A 17,263-nucleotide genomic window follows, 5' to 3' on the forward strand; every position below is an offset into this window, starting at 1 on the left:
GCCACGAGCTTAGCTCAGCCGGGTATAAGCGTCGCGGTGCTCGGCCTCCTCACGATCTTGCCGCTGGTGCTCGGCGTCCAGCAGTGCCCCTCGGTCCTCGACCCTGCGGTCGAGCCGCGCCTCGCCTGCTTCATGGATCTGACCCCGCCTTGCCCCAGCGAGCGTCGCTACTGCGTCGGGCTTCACCTCCACCTCGCTAACGGGGCCGAGCAGACCCCGGCGTGGGTGGCCGCCGAGCTCGAGCACGCCTTCGAGCTATTTGGGCCGGCCGAGGTCGGCTTTCAGGTCGAGGCGATCGACGCAATTGAACCCGAGTTCGCCGTCATGCGTACGCGGGAGCAGCGCGACGCGATCGGCCGGGCCCGGTTCACGACCGGGGTCGTCCACGTGTTCCTCGTCGCGCAGCTCGACGACGTCGACGTGCCCGACACGCAGATCCGCGGGGTCCACTGGCGCCAACGCAGCAACACCGACAAGCGCTGGATCATCCTGTCGCAGATCGGCTCGAAGGTCGTCATGGCCCACGAGCTCGGCCACTTCTTCGGGCTCCCGCACTCGCGCTACACCGACAGCATCATGAACAAGCGCCCGCGCGAGCAGCCGCCGTGGGACGAGCGCGTGTTCGTCCCCGACGAGCTCGACATCGTGCTCGAGCGCCGCGACGCGATGTTTGGCGACGGCTCGCTCACCAATCAAACCCCGCACAGCCGTGCTAGCCTCGTGCCGCGATGAGCAGCACCTCCGCCAAACCGAGCGCCAAACCGCGCGCAAAATCGGGCTACATCGTCAGCCGCTGGTACGACTGGGTGTTCTTCTTGCTCCCACCGATCCTGGCCCTGTTCCTGGGCATCGGCATCTCGGGCACCCCCTTCGCCGACGATCCCTTCACCTGGTGGGGCTGGGAGGTGACCTGGTCGGGCCTGCTGATCGGCGTGTTCATCCACGCCCACCTGGTCCTGGTGTTCGCGCGCAGCCACGGCAACAAGGAGATCTTCAAGCTCCACAAGCTGCGCTTCTTGCTGATCCCGGCGCTGCTCTACGTCGCCATGCTCAGCTCGAACTACGTGATCTACACGGCCTCGGTCGTCGCGACCTTTTGGGACGTCTACCACTCGGGCATGCAGACCTTCGGGTTCGGCCGGATCTACGAGGCCAAGGTCGGCAACGACCCCAAGAAGGGCCGGCGGCTCGACTGGGCCCTCAACCAGCTGCTCTACGCCGGGCCGATCGTCGCCGGCGCGGTCATGCTCGACCACTTCGAAGACTTCAACGAGTTCGCCGACGTCGGCCTGATGTTCTTCACCGAGATCCCGGCCTGGATGGACGGCAACCACGCCTACTTCACCTGGGCGATGATCGGCGGCGGCTCGGGCTTCTTGGCCTACTACCTCTACGCCCAGATCCAGCTCCACCGCGAGGGCCACAAGGTCTCGTGGCAGAAGGTGTTCTTGTACGTCACGACCGGCGCGACCTCGCTCTACACCTGGGGCTTCAACAGCTTTGGCGAGGCCTTCTTCATCATGAATTTCTTCCACGCCCTCCAGTACTTCGGGATCGTGTGGGCGACCGAAAACAAGAACATGCAAAAGCACCTGCGGCTCGACGGCCAGGCGATCGGCAAGCCCCTGACGCTGATGCTCTTCGTCGGCCTCGCGCTGCTCTACGGGACCTGGGTCCAGTTCATGGATCCGCGCGTCCACCACTGGTGGGCGCTCACGCTGCTCGTCTCGCTGATGCACTTTTGGTACGACGGCTTCGTGTGGTCGGTCCGCAAAAAGCAGGTCTGATCCGCGCCCACGCATGATGAGCTACCCGTGTCCGAAGAGCTCGAGTTTCGCCGCCGCCTCGCCGAGCTCGAGCGCCGCTTCTTGCGGCCCGAGCGTGCCGACCTCGACGAGCTCGCGGCGGCGATCGAGTACCGTGGTCGGGACCCGGGCGCGGCCGTGTGGCAGCGGGCGATCGACGCCGGGCGGCTCCCACCTGGCTGGGCCGACGAGCCAAACCGCCGGTTCCGAGCCACCCGCGCGGAGCTCGAGCAGCTCGGCTTGATCGAGCGCGGCCGCGGGGGCCCGCGCCACGTCCGACTCGCGACCCCGGCGACGGCTCGCGCGGCGCTGCTGTTCGCCAGCGACCCCGAGGGCCTCGCCGCGGCCGAGGGCCTGGCTCGCGCCCTCGTCTCGCGCTTCGAGATCTGGGGCTGCCCCCCAGCGACGCGGGTGGTCTGGCGCCTGGCCGGCAACCCCGTCGCGCACCGCCAGGCCAAGCCGCGCTCGCTCGGCGCCCTCGGTCCTGCGGTCGCCTGCCTCCGCGCCGTGCTCGGCGGGCCCGAGCGGATCTACGAGCCGCCCCACGTGCACCGTCGGTTTCAGGTCGTCGTCGACGCGCTGTTTTGGTCGCGGCGCTGGCAGCAGCTCGCTCCCTCCGAGCTGCCGGCCCGGGTGCCCGGGCCCGCGGGCGAGCTCGAGGTCCCGCCCGCGCTGGTCGGCCGGACCCTCGCCGAGCTTCAAAACCCGCTCGAGTCGTGGCTGGCCCTCGCGCGGACCGGCTACGGCCTCGCTGGCGTTCGGGTCGAGCCCGGGCGTGGCGGCGAGGCGACGATCGAGCTCGCGGCCCCCTTCCCCGCCGCACGGACCGCGCTCGTGTCCAAGAACAAGCCCGAGGCCGCCCGCGCGCTGTGGTCTCGCCAGCTCACCGCGCTTCGCCTCGCCTGCGCGCGCGGAGACGTCGGCTGGCTGCGCCGCGAGCTGCCCTTGCTGCCCGGGGACGACGAGCCCGGCCAGCCGCGACTGATCCAGTTCGCGGCCTACGGCGGGCCCTCGGCTCTCGCGGCCCTCGCCGAGCACCGCGCGCTCGAGCTCGACGCCCGCGACCCCCTCGGTCGGAGCGCGCTGATGCTCGCGGCCGCGCTCCCGAGCGCGGGCCCGGCCGGCGCCCTCGCGGCCGAGGTCGACGTGCCGATCAGCGAGATCGTCGGCGCGGCTGCGTGCGAGTGGCTGCTCGGCGCCGGGGCCGACAGCGAGGCCCGCGACCGCCGAGCCTGGACCGCGCTCCACTTTGCGATCGACGCCCGTCGGCCCCGCTGCGCCGCGGCCTTGATCGAGGGCGGCGCCCAGGTCGACGCGATCGACCACCGCGGGCGCACGCCCTTGATGCTCGCGCTCTCGACCGAGCCGATGGCGAGCCTGGTCGAGCTGCTCCTGCGCGCGGGCGCCGACGCCGACGCCCGCGATCATCACGGCTGGAGCCCGCTGCACTACCTCGCAGCCGTGACGGCGGGCGAAGGTCAGCTCGCCCTCGCGCGCGGCCTCGTCGCCCACGGCGCGCGACCGAGCCGCGACCGCGCGGGGCGCTCCCCCGCGGATCTGTGCCGCCTCCAGGGCGTCGAGCCGCGCGACGGTGGGCCCTTCGATCCACGGACCGCGGTCGCGGCCGGACCCGGTCCGCGCGCGCGGATCGTCGAGCCGACCCTCGTGACCCGCCTCGTCGACGGGCTCGTGCCCGCGCCGCCCGATCCGAGCGAGGCCGACGACCGCCGTGAGCGCGCGACCGCCGACTGGATGATCTGGGCGGATTGGCTGCAGAGCCGGGGCGATCCCCGCGGACAGCTGGTCGCAACCTCGCTGGCGTGCGCGCGCGTGGGTCGGCGCAAGCGTCGGCCCATGCTCGACGAGCTCGCCCGGCTCGAGCTGCGCGCGAGCGGGCTGACCCACGCCGCGATCGACTGCGCCGACCCCCGCGCGCCGATCCGCCCGACGCCGATCGGCCTGACCTGGACCCACGGCTTCGTGACCGCCGCGCGCCTGTCGAGCCTCGACTGGGACCCAGGCCCGCGTCCGAGCGACCGCCTCCGAGCCGCCGCGCAGATCGCCGAGGCCGCGCGCATGCTCCTGACCCACGAACCGCTCCTCGCCGAGCTGCGCGTGGCCGTCGTCGGGGCGGAGGCCTGGGACCAAGTGATCGCCGCGCTGGCCACGATCGACCCGGCCCCACGCCTGCGGCGCCTCGTCCTCGACCACCTGCCCGCGCGACTGCCCGCGCTCGGGGGCCTCGCGCGCAGCTTCCCCGCCCTGCGCTCGCTGTGGCTCCTCGCAACCAGCAACCTGAGCTTCGGCGCCCTGCGCTGGGCGGGGCCCAGGGATCTACGCGTGCGGCAGGCCAAGTCCTCGGGTGCCACGCAGCGCGGCTTCGACCTCGAGCTCGCGCTGCCGGACCTCAGCCACCTCGACTTCGGTCTGCCGATCGACAACGGCACGAGCGAGGCCGAGCTCCACGGCGTCGCGCGCATGCTCGGGACCCTGGCCAGCGTCCGTCACCTCCGCCTCGCGCCCCTCGATCAAGACCACGCGGCCAGCTTGATCCCGAGTCCGCTGATCTCCCGCCTGCGCACCCTCGAGCTGGCCGGAGTCCGCGGCTCGGCGCTCGAGACCCTGGTTCTCCGGGCAGACGCGCTGCGTGGGCTCGAGCGGATCCGGGTGGCCGTCGCCTCCGAGCTGAGCGAGCGCGACCGCGAGCTCACCGAACAGCTGCGCCGCGAGCTGCCCAGGCTCGAGCTCGACACCGGGCCCTCTTAGTACCTGTTCAGGCCCAGTAGTCCAGAGCCGATCGACGCTCCCCCCGAGTCGCGCTGAGCCCCTGCGCCTGGTACAAAACGGTCATGAAATATCGCGCCAGAGCGTCGCTGTGGGTCGCGGCAGTCATCGCGCTGGTGCTCGTCCTCGGGCTCGGCTGGCGTCTGCGCTCCGACAGCCACGAGGCGGACTCGTCGCCCGGGGCTGAGGGCGTCGACGCGCGGACCGCCGATCCCTTCGCCGGTTCCCCGCCAACGAGCACGGCCAAGCTCGATCTGGCCCGCGCCCCGAGGGCGACGATCCGCGGAACGATCCACGACCCCGACGGACGCCCGATCGCCGACGCGCAGGTCTGCGCGCGCGCGAGCGACGACGCCCTGCGGGGCCTCGACGACCGCCGCCATCGCTGCGTCCACTCCGGGCCCGACGGTCGCTACCAGATCGAGGGGCTGTTCCCGGTCGAGACCCGCGTCCACGCCTCGGCGGCCACGTTCATCCCAGGTCGGTGGGAGCGGCAGGTCTCGATCGGTCTGCGACGAGTCCAGCTGAAGCTGCGAGCGGGCGAGACCACCGAGCACGTCGACATCGAGCTCGAGCCGGGCGGCGTATTGCTTCGCGGCGTGATCAAGGACATCGCTGGCGGCGAGGTCGAGGGCGCGCAGGTGGCTGTCGAAGCCGGCTGGCTCAACCGGCGGGGAGGCGGAACCGCCGTCGGACTCAGCGACGAGCGAGGTGGCTTCGAGCTGTGGGTCGCGCCCGGCGACGCGTTCGTCCACGCCTTCGCAGACGGCTACGCCGAGGGCCTGGTCGAGGCGAGCGCCCCGAACGAGCTCGTCGAGCTGTTCTTGACGCCCGAGTCGGTGATGGTCGGCAAGGTCGTGCTCGCGAGCAGCGGTGAGCCCGTCGCAGACGTCACGGTTGACGCCGGCTTCAAGCGCGGAGCCGAGCAGGCCGCCCGGACCGACAGCGAGGGCCGCTTTCGAATCAAGCAGCTGCAGCCCGGAACCTACAAGCCATGGGCCGAGAGCGACCAGCTCTACGGTCGAGCCGTCGAGCAGGTTCACCTCGGCCTCGGCGAGACCTCGGACGAGGTCGTGATCCGCGTGCACCCAGCCCACAGGGTCGACGGCCGAGTCGTGGTCGCCGGCTCGGACGCGCCGTGCTCCCTCGGCTCCGTCACGCTGACGAGCGACGCTGGCGAGCGCAGGCAAGCCAGCACCGACGAGGACGGCCACGTCGCGCTACGCGGCCTGCTCGCGGGCGCGTACGAGGTCTCGGTCAGGTGCCGGGGCTACGTCAGCGAGCCGGAGTACCCCACGCTGGTCGTTGGCGAGGACGAGCGCGCAGCCGTGGTCTGGGAGGTTCGCGAGGGCCTCTCGATCCGCGGAGAGGTCGTCGATGAGCGCGGCGAGCCGGTCGAGGCGGTCGCCGTCAGCGCGGCCCCGATCCTCGATCCCGAGGGCGCGCGCCAACAGACCACGCGGGGCAATGGCCGCAGCCAAGCCGACGGTCAATTCGAGCTGGCCGGGCTGCTGCCGGGTCGCTACGAGGTCCGGGTCCCGGGCTGGCGCGCGCGCCCCGGCCCCCTCGATCCGATCACGGTCGAGCTCGAGCCCGGCGCCGACGTCAACGACCTGCGCATCGTGATGCCCGCGGTCGGCGGCATCCGGGGCCGGATCGTCGACGGGTCCGGGACCCCGGTCGCGGGGGCCCAGCTCAGCGCCTCACTGATCGGCGGATCGTCCAACGCCGCGAGCCGGAGCAACGACGCTGGTGAGTTCGAGTTCAGCGAATTGCGCCCGGGTCCAACGCGGGTCGTCGCCCAAGACGGCGACCTCGGTGGCGTCGCGATGCGCAAGCCCGGCACCGGCGACGATGACCTGCAAGGGGAGGTCGTCGAGGTCATCGCCGAGGAGGTCGTCGAGCTCGTGCTCACCGTCGAATCGCGCGACGGCCGGATCACCGGGGTCGTGCGCGACGAAGGCGGCGGGCCGGTCGCCGACGCGTTCATCGATGTCCAGCGCATGTCCGAGAGCGCTGGCGCCAACCCGGTCGCGGCCCGCAGCAGGATCCTGTGGAGCTGGGGCAGCCAGCCGGTGTTGACCGACCAGGACGGCCGCTTCGAGCTCGACGGGCTGCCCAAGGGCAAGTTCATCGTCCGCGCCAACCGCAAGGGCGGCGGCGATGCGATCGTCGAGGACGTCGCGGTCGGCAGCCACATCGAGCTCGTCATCACGCCCACGGGCGAGCTCGCGGGCACGGTCGAGCTCGCCGACGGCAGCGCGCCCGAGACCTTCTCGATCGCGGTCCGGGACCGGGCCGCCGGCCTCTTCTTGCACGACTCCTACTTCAGGACCGAGGGCGCGTGGCGCCTGCGCGAGGTCCCAGCAGGCCGCTACGAGATCACGGCGACCGCCGGCTCGGGCACCGCGAGCCTCGAGCCCGCGCTCGAGCTCGGCGAGGGCGAGGTCCGCGAAGACATCGACCTTCACCTGAGCTCACGCTTGTCGCTCCGCGGTCGCCTCGTCGATCTCGAGACCCGCGAGCCGGTCGCCGGGCTCGAGGTCCACGTATACGGCAACGGCAGGTACGCCTTCCGCCCCAGCGCTGGCGAGCGCCTCCACGTCAGCGACTCCGACGGTCGCTTCGAGATCAAGAACGCCCCCGCAGGCCGAGTCACCCTCGCGGTCTGGAGCCATGGCCCCCGCAACGGCCCAGGCAAATACCATGGCCTGCGCCGAGCGATGACCCTCGACCCCGAGCCAGCGGCGCAGGACCTCGGCGAGATCGAGGTCGTCGCCCATCGACTCGAGCGAAACCAAGACGCTGGCGACATCGGCTTTGGCATCAACCGGTGGGATCCAAGCGCCGACCCCGAGGGCTTCGAGGCGACCGTCGCCGCGGTCCGACCGGGCGGTCCCGCCGATGGCAGCGGCCTCGCGCCCGGCGATGTGATCGAGAAGGTCGACGGTCACAGCGTGCTCGGCGTCGATGGCGGTCGATTTTCTTCGCTGACCACCGTGCCCGCCGGGACCGAGCTGAGCCTGGAGCTGCGCGGGGGCGACAGCGTCGTGATCGTCGCCGGACCGCCCCTGCGTTAAACGTCGAGGGGCCTCGACGAGGGGGTCATCGCGGCCCAAACACGAAGTCGACCACGCTCGCGACCTCCGGCTGCATCTGCTCGCGCGGCGGGAGGTAGCGCAGCTCGGGCGGGACCAAGGAGATCGAGTAGACCGCCTCGGAGGCGTAGCGCACGGCCCCAGCCGCGATGACCCGACGCTCCGAGGCTGGGGAGATGCCGACCAGCCTGAAGCCCGTGGCCTCGCACAGGAGCTGGCCACGAAGGTGGCGCAGGGGGACGAAGGTGGTGATCGTCTCGAGCTCGAGCGCCTGCGCGGTGAGGATCTGCGCGCGCATCAGCAGGCTGGGCAGCTTCAGCTCGTCGTGGCGTGGATCCGTGACAATGAGCCTGGGGAACAGCCACGAGCGCGAGACGTCACACCTCGCCAGGCCGAGGCCCGCGAGGGCCCCGTCGACGACGACGCACCAGCCGTGGACGGGGTCGGGTGTGCCGCTGTCGTCGAACGCAAGCGAGCGGAGGCGCGCGAGCGGCTCTCGTTCGATGGCCGGCTGCCAGGCTTGGGGCCCGTGGACGCGGTCGGCGATCTCGGCGAGGTCTCTCGGCCTGAGCCGGCGCAGGACCACGCGGGGCGACAGCGCGAGCTGCTCGGCGAGCTGCTCGGCGATCGGGTCGAGCTCAGGCCACGGCGGCGCGTGGCTGGGCTCGGCCGCCACCCGGGCCCGCGTCGCGGGCTCGAGCTCGGGCACGGGCTCGGGCTGAAACGACACCAGCGGCCCGGGCGGGTCGCCATGGTCGAAGACCAGCTTCATCAGGGCGGCCGTCGCCGGGCGCATCGCCGCAGCCTCGGGCCAGGCGATCTGCTCGGGCGACACCAGCGGGGCGAAGAGCGCCGCCTCCGAGACGCAAAGGACTCGCCGGGGCCCGACCGACTTCCAGTCCGCGTCTGGCAAGACCCCGCAGACCCGATACCCGGCCCGAATCAACAGACCGGACTGCACGAGGTTGTCGAGCTCGACGAAGCCATGGGTCAGGACCGCGCCGCCCGCCCGCGCGAGCGCGATCTGCAGCTCGACGTGCACGCGCCCGAGACCCTGGCCGCGCTGCTCCGGCGCCACGACCGAGAAGCGACCCAGGCTGACCCGCCCCTCGTCGTCGAAGTCGTTGACCGTGCAGCTGACGATCGCGCCCTCGCGCACGAGCACGATCACGAAGGTGGGCCGCGTCGCAGTGCTGCAGTCTTCGCCCGCGAGCGCGACCTGCTCCTCGTAAAATCGCGCCGTGAGCAGGGCGGCATCCTCGGCCTCGGCGAGGCTTGGCTGCCACCGCGACAGCAGTCGGATCAAGCCGGGCACGTCCCCGCGGGCGAGCTGTCGCGCTCGCACGCCGGTCGGCAGTTGAATGTTGTGGGCAAACGACTCGATGTCAGGCCAGCGCATGATTAATCCAACTCCAAAGTCGCGGGTCTTTTGACCCCTCCGTCACCCAAGGTCAACCGGGTAAGGGAGCTCCAGACTAGTCTAGTCTAGCAGCCCGTTGGGAGGGCACCGACAGCTCGGTCTGGGGGTGGGCTGGACCCCCGCCCAGCCCCTTCGTTCGAGAGTCCTCGCGCTCGTTCGCTCCCTGAACGCGGCGCGGGCGGGCGCGTCCTGGTCGTCCTCGCTGGGGTGCTGGGCTCGACGACCGACCGCCCGGAGCCCGAGGATGCCTGATCCGCAAGACGACCGGCGGTACCTCGAGCTCCCGCCCGGCTTCGTCGTCCTACGCGAAAACAAGCTCGACCCGGACGAGGGGCGCGGTGACCGTTGGGGCTGCCGCGGGATCGTCAGCAGCCGAAGCGTCATCCGCTCGGGCATGTGGTCCGCATGGGTACTGGACGCCGTCGATCTCGGTCAGTCGGCGCAGGTTGATTGCCAGGAGCTCATGAGGGGCGTGGGGCGGCATGACCTTCTTGTCGTCGGCCACCAGGATCTGATCCCGGATGAGGATAAAAGGCTCGGCCGCATCTGAGCCGTGAACCGGTCAACGCTCATCCAAGCCGTCGAGAAACTCTCGTAGGAGCCGCAACGCCGCGCGGCACGTGGCCTCGCTTCGATCTCCGAGCAGCGCGGCGATATCGTTGACCACCGGGTGCGGATGAGAAAGCTCGAAGCTGGCGAACAGGGTGGTCAGCGATATCTTCAAACCTCGACAGACCTTCCGCAGCGTCTTGAGGCTGGGGGAGAAGTCTTGGTGCTCCAGCCGGCGAATGGTGTCGGGGGCGAGGTCCGAGCGCTCGGCGAGCTGCTCTTGAGTGAGGCTCCGGGCTTCGCGCAAGCGCTTGACATGCTGTCCGAACAGTGGGTCCACGAGTGCCATCTCATCGTTCCCCCTGGGCGCGTGCTCGAAGCCTTCCGAGCAGCCCCTTCGGCTCAGTAAGCGACTCGAACTGCGCGAGGAACTCGGCGAGCGTTGGCCGATCCAAAGGTTCGGGCACCAACGCGGGCCGCAGCGCTTTCACGATCGCCGAGGTGGGCCGGCGTCGATCGATCCCGTCGAGTTCCAGCTCGCCCTCGCGCACGCGCTCGAACTGGACCATCGCCGCAGCCGACGTGCTCGCGGTGCGCGGAGGGCCACAGGGCGGTCGCCCGAGCAGCGTGACCCAGGCCGTCGCCGCAAACGAGAACACGTCGCAGGATAGCTCCCGGTACCCGTCGCCGACCTCGGACGCGATGTAGCCGACCGTCCCGCGCACGCGCGGCGACCAGCCGCGCGGACCCGCGAGCCCGAAGTCTGCGAGCTTGGCTACCCCATCGGCGAGCAGCACGTTCTCGGGCTTGATGTCGCCGTGGACGATGCGCTCGCCATGCATGGCCTCGAGTTCGCGACCAGCTTCGACCAGGCGCGCGATCACGTCGGTCGTGGGCTTGCCCGCCGCCCACGTCTCGAGGTCCGGGTCGCACAGCTCCATGACCACGTAGGGCCAACCATCTTGGCCGCCAACGTCATAGCCGCGCACGAGTTTGGGGTGGTCGAATCGTGTCATGATCTGGACCTCAGCGATCAGCCGCCAGCATCGCTTGCCGTCGTGGGCGGCGCGCAAGACCTCGACCGCGCACGCGAGCAGCTGATCGACCGCGGCGAACACCCTCGCCCAGTGGGTCTCGCCGGGGATCCCGAGGAGCAGGTAGCGACGCTGAGACTTCATGGCGAGCAGCTCCTCGGCGATCTCGCCGAGCTCCGTGTCCACGTGATCGCCGACGACCTCGAGCACGCGATTGGACCACAACCACCGCGCGTCGGGGACCCGAGGTCCCCACATGACCGCGTGCCATCGAAGCTCGGGTAGAAGAATATTGGCGTTCTTTGTGCCCCCATTTGACCCTGGCCTGTCGCTGGACGCTCGCAGCAACCTTCAGCGCGACGCGCTTAGCGACGAGTTCGAGCCGCGCCGAGCTGGTTTGTTGGTCTCGACCGAGCACGGGCTACACCTCGCTCCCGATCGAAGCCGAGTCGGCCAGGCGGTAGCGGGTCCCGGACGTCAGGCCCCGTCGAAGGAGCAGCCCGCGCTCGGCCAGGTCGGCGCACAGCTTCTGCGCGGTCCAGCGGTTCAAGCCGAGGTGACGGACGAAAAATCCCGAAGAAAGCCACTGATCTCGAGCGAGACGAAACAAGCGGAGGATCGCGGCCTCGTCGGTCTCCCCTGGCTGGACCGCGAGCACGTTCGGACTGCCCCACAGCTCACCGATCTGAATGTGCTGTAGGTCCCCCGCATATTTGCCGCTTTGAACCAGGCAGATCAGCTGGTCGAGCGAGAGCATCCTGCTAGCACACAGCGCAGACACGAGCGCTGTCCTGCGGGCTTGAAACGCAAGGTCGACAATGCCGGGGGGCGTCACGACCCCTCCCGCTGATCGTCCTGTTCTGTTCGCGAAAGGCTACGTCATCTAGCAGCCCGGGGTGCAATGCATCGTGTCGCCTCGCGCCGGAATTTGCGCCGAGGGCGCGAAGCCAAAACGCCGCTGTACCGGGCGTACTGCAAGTTTTGGCGACAAAGCCCTCGGCGAAAAGGCCAAGCGAGGCGGCGCGAGGCATTGCACCCCGGGCTGCTAGGTGCGGTAGCGCACAGGAGTGCGCCGGCTTTGCTCGCGCGCGCTGTCGAGGACACGACGTACCTGCCAGACACGACGTCGCAACGTCCCCACAGGTATGCCGAGTTCTTTGGCGATCCTCTTGGGCGTTTCGCCAAAGATGACGCGCAAGAAGGACACGCGAAAGGGCGTGCGAACGTTCCGCAGTTCCTGCCGGACGAGGGCCAAGAGCTGTCGCATCTTCAAGCCAGAGTCCATTTGGCGGCTTGGCGTGCGCGGGTGATACAGGGCTGCGGTGCGTCGTCCGTGTTCGCGCTGGCGCCCGCCGACATACTTCCTGATGGTCATGGTGGCGAACGCTTCGACCCGGCTTCGAAGCTGCTCGGGGTCGGCCGGTAATTCCGCGAACTTCTCGAGCAAGTCCCTGATCGTCCGCTGACTGAGCTCATGAACCTCGTCGTCCGACCATCGTCCCTGTTTGTAGAAACGGAGCACGGTAGCGAACATCCACTCCGCCACCTCGTCATAGGCACGCGGGTCGCCTGCGCGAGCGGCCGCGACAAGCTCGGGGCGAGGTTCGGTTACCACGGCGCGACGGTACCCCAGCGATTTGCTGGGTGCACCTGTTCCAAAGGTCAGTCGAGACTCGCCGACCTTGGTAAAGTGCCGCCAGTGCCGGAGTGGTCCGAGGTGTATGACGCAGACGCGCCGGGTCTAGATCTGCTGACCTCACCGCATGGCACGCCCACGGATCTCTGCGGAGCCGTGACCATAGCGACGGGCATGAAAAACCTGGTCAACCCCGCCCTTCCGGCGCCGCGCTGTGGCCGTTTCGAGATCCGCACCGTCCTTGGCTCAGGCAGCTTTGGTTCGGTGTTCCTGGCCTGGGACCCCGAACTCGAGCGAGAAGTCGCGCTCAAGGTCTGCCCGAGCGACCCGCTCTTGGACTCGGCCAACTTGCTGGGTGAAGCACGCAGCATCGCGCAGCTGTGCCATCCCAACATCATCACGATCCACGACGTCATGACCGGCCGCGACAAGTTGGCCTTGGCCATGGAGTACGTAGGTGGACGGACGCTCTACCACTACGCCGTCGAGCACAAGCCGGACAGCTTGGCCGCGCTGATCCAGATCTTCATTGGCGTTGCCCGGGGCCTGGCGGCGGCCCACGACAAGGGGGTGGTGCACCGCGACCTCAAACCCCAGAATATCTTGCTGCACGAGGACCTGCGGCCATGTGTGGCCGATTTCGGGGTCGCGCGGATCATAGGCAAGCCCAAATTGACGGACTTGGCGATCGGGACCAAGGCCTACGTCGCGCCCGAAGTCCTCGCGGGCCGGGGCCAGCTCGGCGACGCGCGCTCGGATCAGTGGTCGTTCTTCGTCATGCTGTGCGAGTGTATCGACGGCTGGCTGCCGATGTTTCCCTTTTGGGTCCGCGAGCTGCCGGACGCGAAGATGCTGTGGATGACCCGCAGGTGGTTGCGACGAAAGAAGCTGGTGCGCACGGAGGTCCCTGAGGCGCTCGCGGAGATCTTACGGGTCGGGCTGGCGCTCGATCCTGACGAGCGGTTTCCGGACATGCACGCGGTCGCAGACGAGCTCGAGAAGGTGTTCGTTCGCGGGCTCGTCGCGGGACCGTCGCTCGCGGTCGCGCCCTCGAGTGAGGGGGTCGTCGTCCGTCCGGTGTCAAACGAAGCTGCTCCGCCGGTCCTGCCTTGGCGGAAGAAGTGGGGGCTGTTGGCGCTGTTGCTGGTGATGGTGGTTGGGCTGGGGGGCCAGGCGTACTTGCTGGCCCGGCGGGAGGTGGGACGCGCGACAGAGGCACAGGTGGAGCAACTGCCACCAGACAGCGCCGACCAGTCGAGGCGAGGTGAGGACTCCCCTTGTGTTGCAGATGGTGTCCCGATCCGACCCGACGCCAGCGTGCGTGCCATGTGTCGGGCGTTGCGAACGGATGGACTTCAGGCGGCCTATGATATTTGGAAAGAGATCACCGACTCTCGCACTCGGAGTGCCAGCAGCGCCAGCGACTGGTTCAAGGTCGCTAACGACACAGCCATCTTCGCTCAGACAATAATGAATGAATCCGGCACGGCTGACGCCGAGCAGGCGGTGCTCTTTGTTGACACTGCTACTCGCCTCGCTGACGTCGCTCAGATTTTCCTAAGCGATGCGACCAACTACGAGACCACCGAAGCGGTCTCGCAGGTCCAGTCGATCATCGACAGGATCAAAGTGGCCGGCACCAACTAGCAGCCCGGGCTGCAATGCCTCGCGCCGCCTCGCTTGGCCTTTTCGCCGAGGGCTTTGTCGCCAAAACTTGCAGTACGCCCGGTACACCGGCGTTTTGGCTTCGCGCCCTCCGCGAAAATTCCGGCGCGAGGCGACACGATGCATTGCACCCCGGGCTGCTAGTCAAAGCATTCGACGGTTCCATCAGTGTTAGAGATCCCCCACCGGCACCACAAGAATTCGCCTTCGCAGTGTTCGCTAGCTTTCGCGGGAAAGCATCCTCCTGCTCCGCAACACATCGCTTCGATCGGCTCGCCGGTCGGCGTCGGATCGTCCGTCGGCGCCACACAGTAGCCTGCCTCGCAGGCGTCCGGCAACGGCTGGTAGCACACGACCCCACCAAGCGAGTTGGCCTCGCCGTACTCGCACCAGTACAAGTCGCCGAACTCGCACTCCCCCCGCGCATTGGGCAGCGAGCAGCGCGCGCCGGATGTGTCCAGTTCACAGCAGACGTCGCCGTCGAGCCGCGGCGCATCAGGCCCGGTCCACTCGCAGTGGCGGGACAGCGTCCCCCCCGTCGAGTCGTGGACGGGTGCCCCGTCCTCGCCGAGGTACACGTCAGCGCACAGATCCGGCGACGAGCCGGCCGTCGACGCGGTGTCGGCCGAAGCGGGGACAATGAAGGCGAGCAAGCTCGCCAGGAACAGCATCGAGGTTTTCATGAATTCGGTTTTACAACCGCCTCATGACCCCGTCACCGCCCACAATACTCGCCCTAAACCATTCAGCTTTTCAATTCAGCGCTTGATTTAGGTCTAGCAGCCCGGGGTGCAATGCATCGTGTCGCCTCGCGCCGGAATTTGCGCCGAGGGCGCGAAGCCAAAACGCCGCTGTACCGGGCGTACTGCAAGTTTTGGCGACAAAGCCTTCGGCGAAAAGGCCAAGCGAGGCGGCGCGAGGCATTGCACCCCTGGCTGCTAGACACGACCGCGTACAAACGACCCGAGGAGCGAAGCGACCGGACGCGCCAGCGGCCGCACTCGGCGAGGTGCCCGGGGCGTCTGTGGGGGTCCAGGCCCTCAGTCCCTCTTGTGGGCGTTTTGATAGTCGGACAGCACGTCCGCGCTCTCGACCAGCCGCTCGAGCATCGGGTCCCGGGTCTCGCCCGCGCGCGGCGGCTGTCCGCCCTCGGGGGCAGTGAATTCGAGGGGGTAGTTGATCACGTAGACCTGCGAGTCGAGGTTGCCGGCCGGTACATCCATCGCCCACGCCGCGCGCTCGAGGCAGCCGAGCAAGCGATCGTCGGGGTGGCTGAGCTCGGACTGGGTCAGCCCGGCCATCATGACCTCGCCCTTGCCGACCTCCATGCGCAGCTCGACGCGACCGCCGAGGATCTGGTTGCGAGTCAGCGCCTGGTTGTAGCAAGCGCGCGCGCGCGGCAGCACGCGCGTTCGCAGCTGGCGCTCGATGATCGTGTGATCGAGCTGCCCGGTCGGCTGCCACCCGACCTTGCCGGCCTGCGAGATGTTCATGGTCGTGGTCCGACGCATGCTCGGCGTGTACCAGTCGGGCAGCGCGAGGCCCTCTTGGACGGCGCGGGGACGGTCGGCCTCGCGCAGCGCGGCGGCGATCGCCCCCGGCCGAGGGTCGCGCTTGGCGAGCTTGAAGCTGGTCGAGACCCGGGACTTGCCGAGCCGCCCGCGGACCGAGATTTTGGACGGTGGCTTGCCGCCGTAGCTGCCCTCGAGGACCACGAAGTCGCCGGCGACCAGCCCGCTCGGCAGCGGCTCGTCGAGCACGACCGTGGCGGGCAGCGAGACCGAGAGGCCGCCGAGGACCTTGGGCGCCGACAGCAGCTTGTCGATCTGCTCGGGGCCGAGGTTGGCGAGGGTCTCGAGCGAGAGCCGCGCGCCGAGCCCGGCCGCGAGGTCGGCGATCGGGTGCTCGGCCGGGAGCCCATGGACGTTGAGCAGCGGATCGTCGACCACAAACAGGAGCTCGGGCCGCTTGGCCTTGCCGAGGGCGTCGCCCAGAGCCGCGCCGACCTGATCGGCGCCGACGCTCGGCGGCAGCATCCCGTCGGTCACGACCAAGATGAGCGGTCGCTTGGCGCCGCGGGCCGCGAGCTGCTGGCCCGCGAGCTCGAGGGCCGCCCGCAGGTCCGTGCCCTGGCCCGGGACCGCGAGCTTCAGCGAGCGCTCGAGCTCGGCGCGAGCGTCGACGTTGTCGGCGCGCGGCGCCTTGCCGCCCTCGAAGCGCTTGGGATCCATGAGCCGCTCGGCGTCCCGCGCGAAGGTGATCGCGTCGAAGGTCGTCGACTTGGGCAGGGTGTCGAGCAGCTGGGCGAACATCCGGCTGCTGTCGCCCGGGAGCGCCGACGAACCCGAGCGCGAGCGATCGACGACCAGGACGACGTGGTCGGGGGCGACGGCGCTGCTCGAGCCGAGGCGCAGGACCACGCGCAGGCGCCCGCCCTGGCCGTCGGGATCGCGCGAGACCTCGTAGCTGCCGTCGAGCTGCGCGCTGGTCTTGATCCGCGCAGGCCACGAGACCGCGATCGCGTCTTCGGACCGCGTGACCATGTAGGGCGTGCCCTTGCTCGAGGTCCCGTCGACGAAGAACTCGTCGCCGCTCGGCAGACCCTGGACGATCACCCGGCGGCGGTCGCTGAGGTTGGGAACCTCGGCGTTGCGCCGGGGCAGGTCGAGCTGCCAGCGATCGCCGCGCAGCAGCGGGTGAACCCGCAGGCGCAGCTCGACCTGCGTGGTCGCTTGCGACGCCATGCCGAACGCGACGAGCTCGATCGCCGGGAGCTCGCCGAGCTGGGCCGGCTCGAGCTCGCGCGCGAACACGCTGCCCGGGTCCCGCCGCCCCAGGACCACCTCACCGCGCTGCTCGGCGACCTTGCTGACCTGGCCCTCGATCCAGTCGCCGCCGTCGGCGATCGACACCCCCACGAGCTCGCTGCCCGCGGGCACGCCGAGGGTCAAGACCGTGTCTTGGGCCGTCGCGCTGGTGTTGTGCAGCGCCACGCGGATAGCGAGCTCGGCCTCGTAGCCCTTGCCCGGGCGGATGATCGTCTCGTAGGACAGCTCGTCGATCGGCACGTAGCCCGCGTCGGGATCGGCCTCGAGGGTGTCGGACCACGCGGGCGGGCCGATCAGGCACGCGAGCACGGTCGTCGACGCGAGCCGCCCCAGCCACCCCAGCCGCCAGGTTGGAAGAGCGGAGCGCTTCGACGACGACCTGCCAGGCACGTCGCCAGGCTAGCGCAGGATCGCGGCCGGTGCCGCTCGCTGGGTCAATATGCT

The 17,263-nt window shown here is 69.6% G+C and carries 13 protein-coding genes; 6 read left to right on the top strand and 7 right to left on the bottom strand.

Going from position 1 to position 17,263, the window contains the following annotated elements:
* The first annotated feature begins 36 nt into the window (after positions 1–36).
* The 4 genes from ENSA5_RS32600 to ENSA5_RS32615 all read left to right on the top strand — a co-directional run bounded on the left by ENSA5_RS32600 (position 37) and on the right by ENSA5_RS32615 (position 7,669).
* The gene (locus ENSA5_RS32600) at positions 37–732 is read left to right on the top strand and encodes a matrixin family metalloprotease (RefSeq protein WP_106395634.1); all 696 of its coding nucleotides are present in this window, start codon (positions 37–39) and stop codon (positions 730–732) included.
* Entirely contained in the window at positions 729–1,787 is a 1,059-nt protein-coding gene (locus ENSA5_RS32605; protein ID WP_106395635.1) for a hypothetical protein, read from the top strand. The genes ENSA5_RS32600 and ENSA5_RS32605 overlap by 4 nt, the downstream gene beginning before the upstream one ends.
* A gap of 27 nt (positions 1,788–1,814) precedes the next feature.
* A complete protein-coding gene (locus ENSA5_RS32610; RefSeq protein ID WP_106395636.1) occupies positions 1,815–4,571 on the top strand; it encodes an ankyrin repeat domain-containing protein in 2,757 nt (918 codons plus the stop codon).
* A gap of 83 nt (positions 4,572–4,654) precedes the next feature.
* A complete protein-coding gene (locus ENSA5_RS32615) occupies positions 4,655–7,669 on the top strand; it encodes a carboxypeptidase regulatory-like domain-containing protein (RefSeq protein WP_106395637.1) in 3,015 nt (1,004 codons plus the stop codon).
* Between the two features lie 25 nt (positions 7,670–7,694).
* Here ENSA5_RS32615 and ENSA5_RS32620 read toward each other — a convergent pair whose 3' ends face one another.
* On the bottom strand, positions 7,695–9,086 hold the full coding sequence (locus ENSA5_RS32620) for a GNAT family N-acetyltransferase (protein WP_106395638.1): 1,392 nt from the start codon (positions 9,084–9,086) through the stop codon (positions 7,695–7,697).
* Positions 9,087–9,351: 265 nt separating this feature from the next.
* Here ENSA5_RS32620 and ENSA5_RS32625 point away from each other — a divergent pair, with 265 nt between their 5' ends.
* On the top strand, positions 9,352–9,657 hold the full coding sequence (locus tag ENSA5_RS32625) for a hypothetical protein (RefSeq protein ID WP_106395639.1): 306 nt from the start codon (positions 9,352–9,354) through the stop codon (positions 9,655–9,657).
* 12 nt (positions 9,658–9,669) lie between these two features.
* Here ENSA5_RS32625 and ENSA5_RS32630 read toward each other — a convergent pair whose 3' ends face one another.
* From ENSA5_RS32630 to ENSA5_RS32645, 4 genes are all read right to left on the bottom strand, one after another.
* A complete protein-coding gene (locus tag ENSA5_RS32630; RefSeq protein ID WP_106395640.1) occupies positions 9,670–10,005 on the bottom strand; it encodes a helix-turn-helix domain-containing protein in 336 nt (111 codons plus the stop codon).
* Position 10,006: 1 nt separating this feature from the next.
* Positions 10,007–10,948 (bottom strand): protein kinase domain-containing protein, encoded by a 942-nt coding sequence (locus tag ENSA5_RS32635; RefSeq protein ID WP_106395641.1) that lies wholly within the window; start codon positions 10,946–10,948, stop codon positions 10,007–10,009.
* Between the two features lie 163 nt (positions 10,949–11,111).
* Complete coding sequence (locus ENSA5_RS32640) at positions 11,112–11,447, bottom strand: hypothetical protein (protein ID WP_106395642.1); 336 nt, start codon at positions 11,445–11,447, stop codon at positions 11,112–11,114.
* A gap of 288 nt (positions 11,448–11,735) precedes the next feature.
* Positions 11,736–12,305, bottom strand: a complete 570-nt coding sequence (locus ENSA5_RS32645; RefSeq protein ID WP_181198392.1) for an RNA polymerase sigma factor — start codon at positions 12,303–12,305, stop codon at positions 11,736–11,738.
* 84 nt (positions 12,306–12,389) lie between these two features.
* On the opposite strand from ENSA5_RS32645, the gene ENSA5_RS32650 reads away from it, so the two are divergent.
* Positions 12,390–13,973 carry a serine/threonine protein kinase gene (locus tag ENSA5_RS32650; RefSeq protein ID WP_181198393.1) on the top strand — a complete coding sequence of 528 codons (1,584 nt, stop codon included), beginning with the start codon at positions 12,390–12,392 and terminating at the stop codon, positions 13,971–13,973.
* Positions 13,974–14,131: 158 nt separating this feature from the next.
* Here the strand turns inward: ENSA5_RS32650 and ENSA5_RS32655 are convergent, their stop codons facing one another.
* Together ENSA5_RS32655 and ENSA5_RS32660 are read right to left on the bottom strand one after the other, a co-directional pair.
* Entirely contained in the window at positions 14,132–14,674 is a 543-nt protein-coding gene (locus ENSA5_RS32655; protein ID WP_106395645.1) for a hypothetical protein, read from the bottom strand.
* Between the two features lie 357 nt (positions 14,675–15,031).
* Positions 15,032–17,209: a VWA domain-containing protein gene (locus tag ENSA5_RS32660; RefSeq protein ID WP_146156360.1), complete on the bottom strand. Its 2,178-nt coding sequence runs from the start codon at positions 17,207–17,209 to the stop codon at positions 15,032–15,034.
* Positions 17,210–17,263 lie beyond the last annotated feature (54 nt).

The sequence above is a fragment of the Enhygromyxa salina genome (assembly GCF_002994615.1).
GTDB classification, from domain to species: Bacteria; Myxococcota_A; Polyangia; order Nannocystales; family Nannocystaceae; genus Plesiocystis; species Plesiocystis salina_A.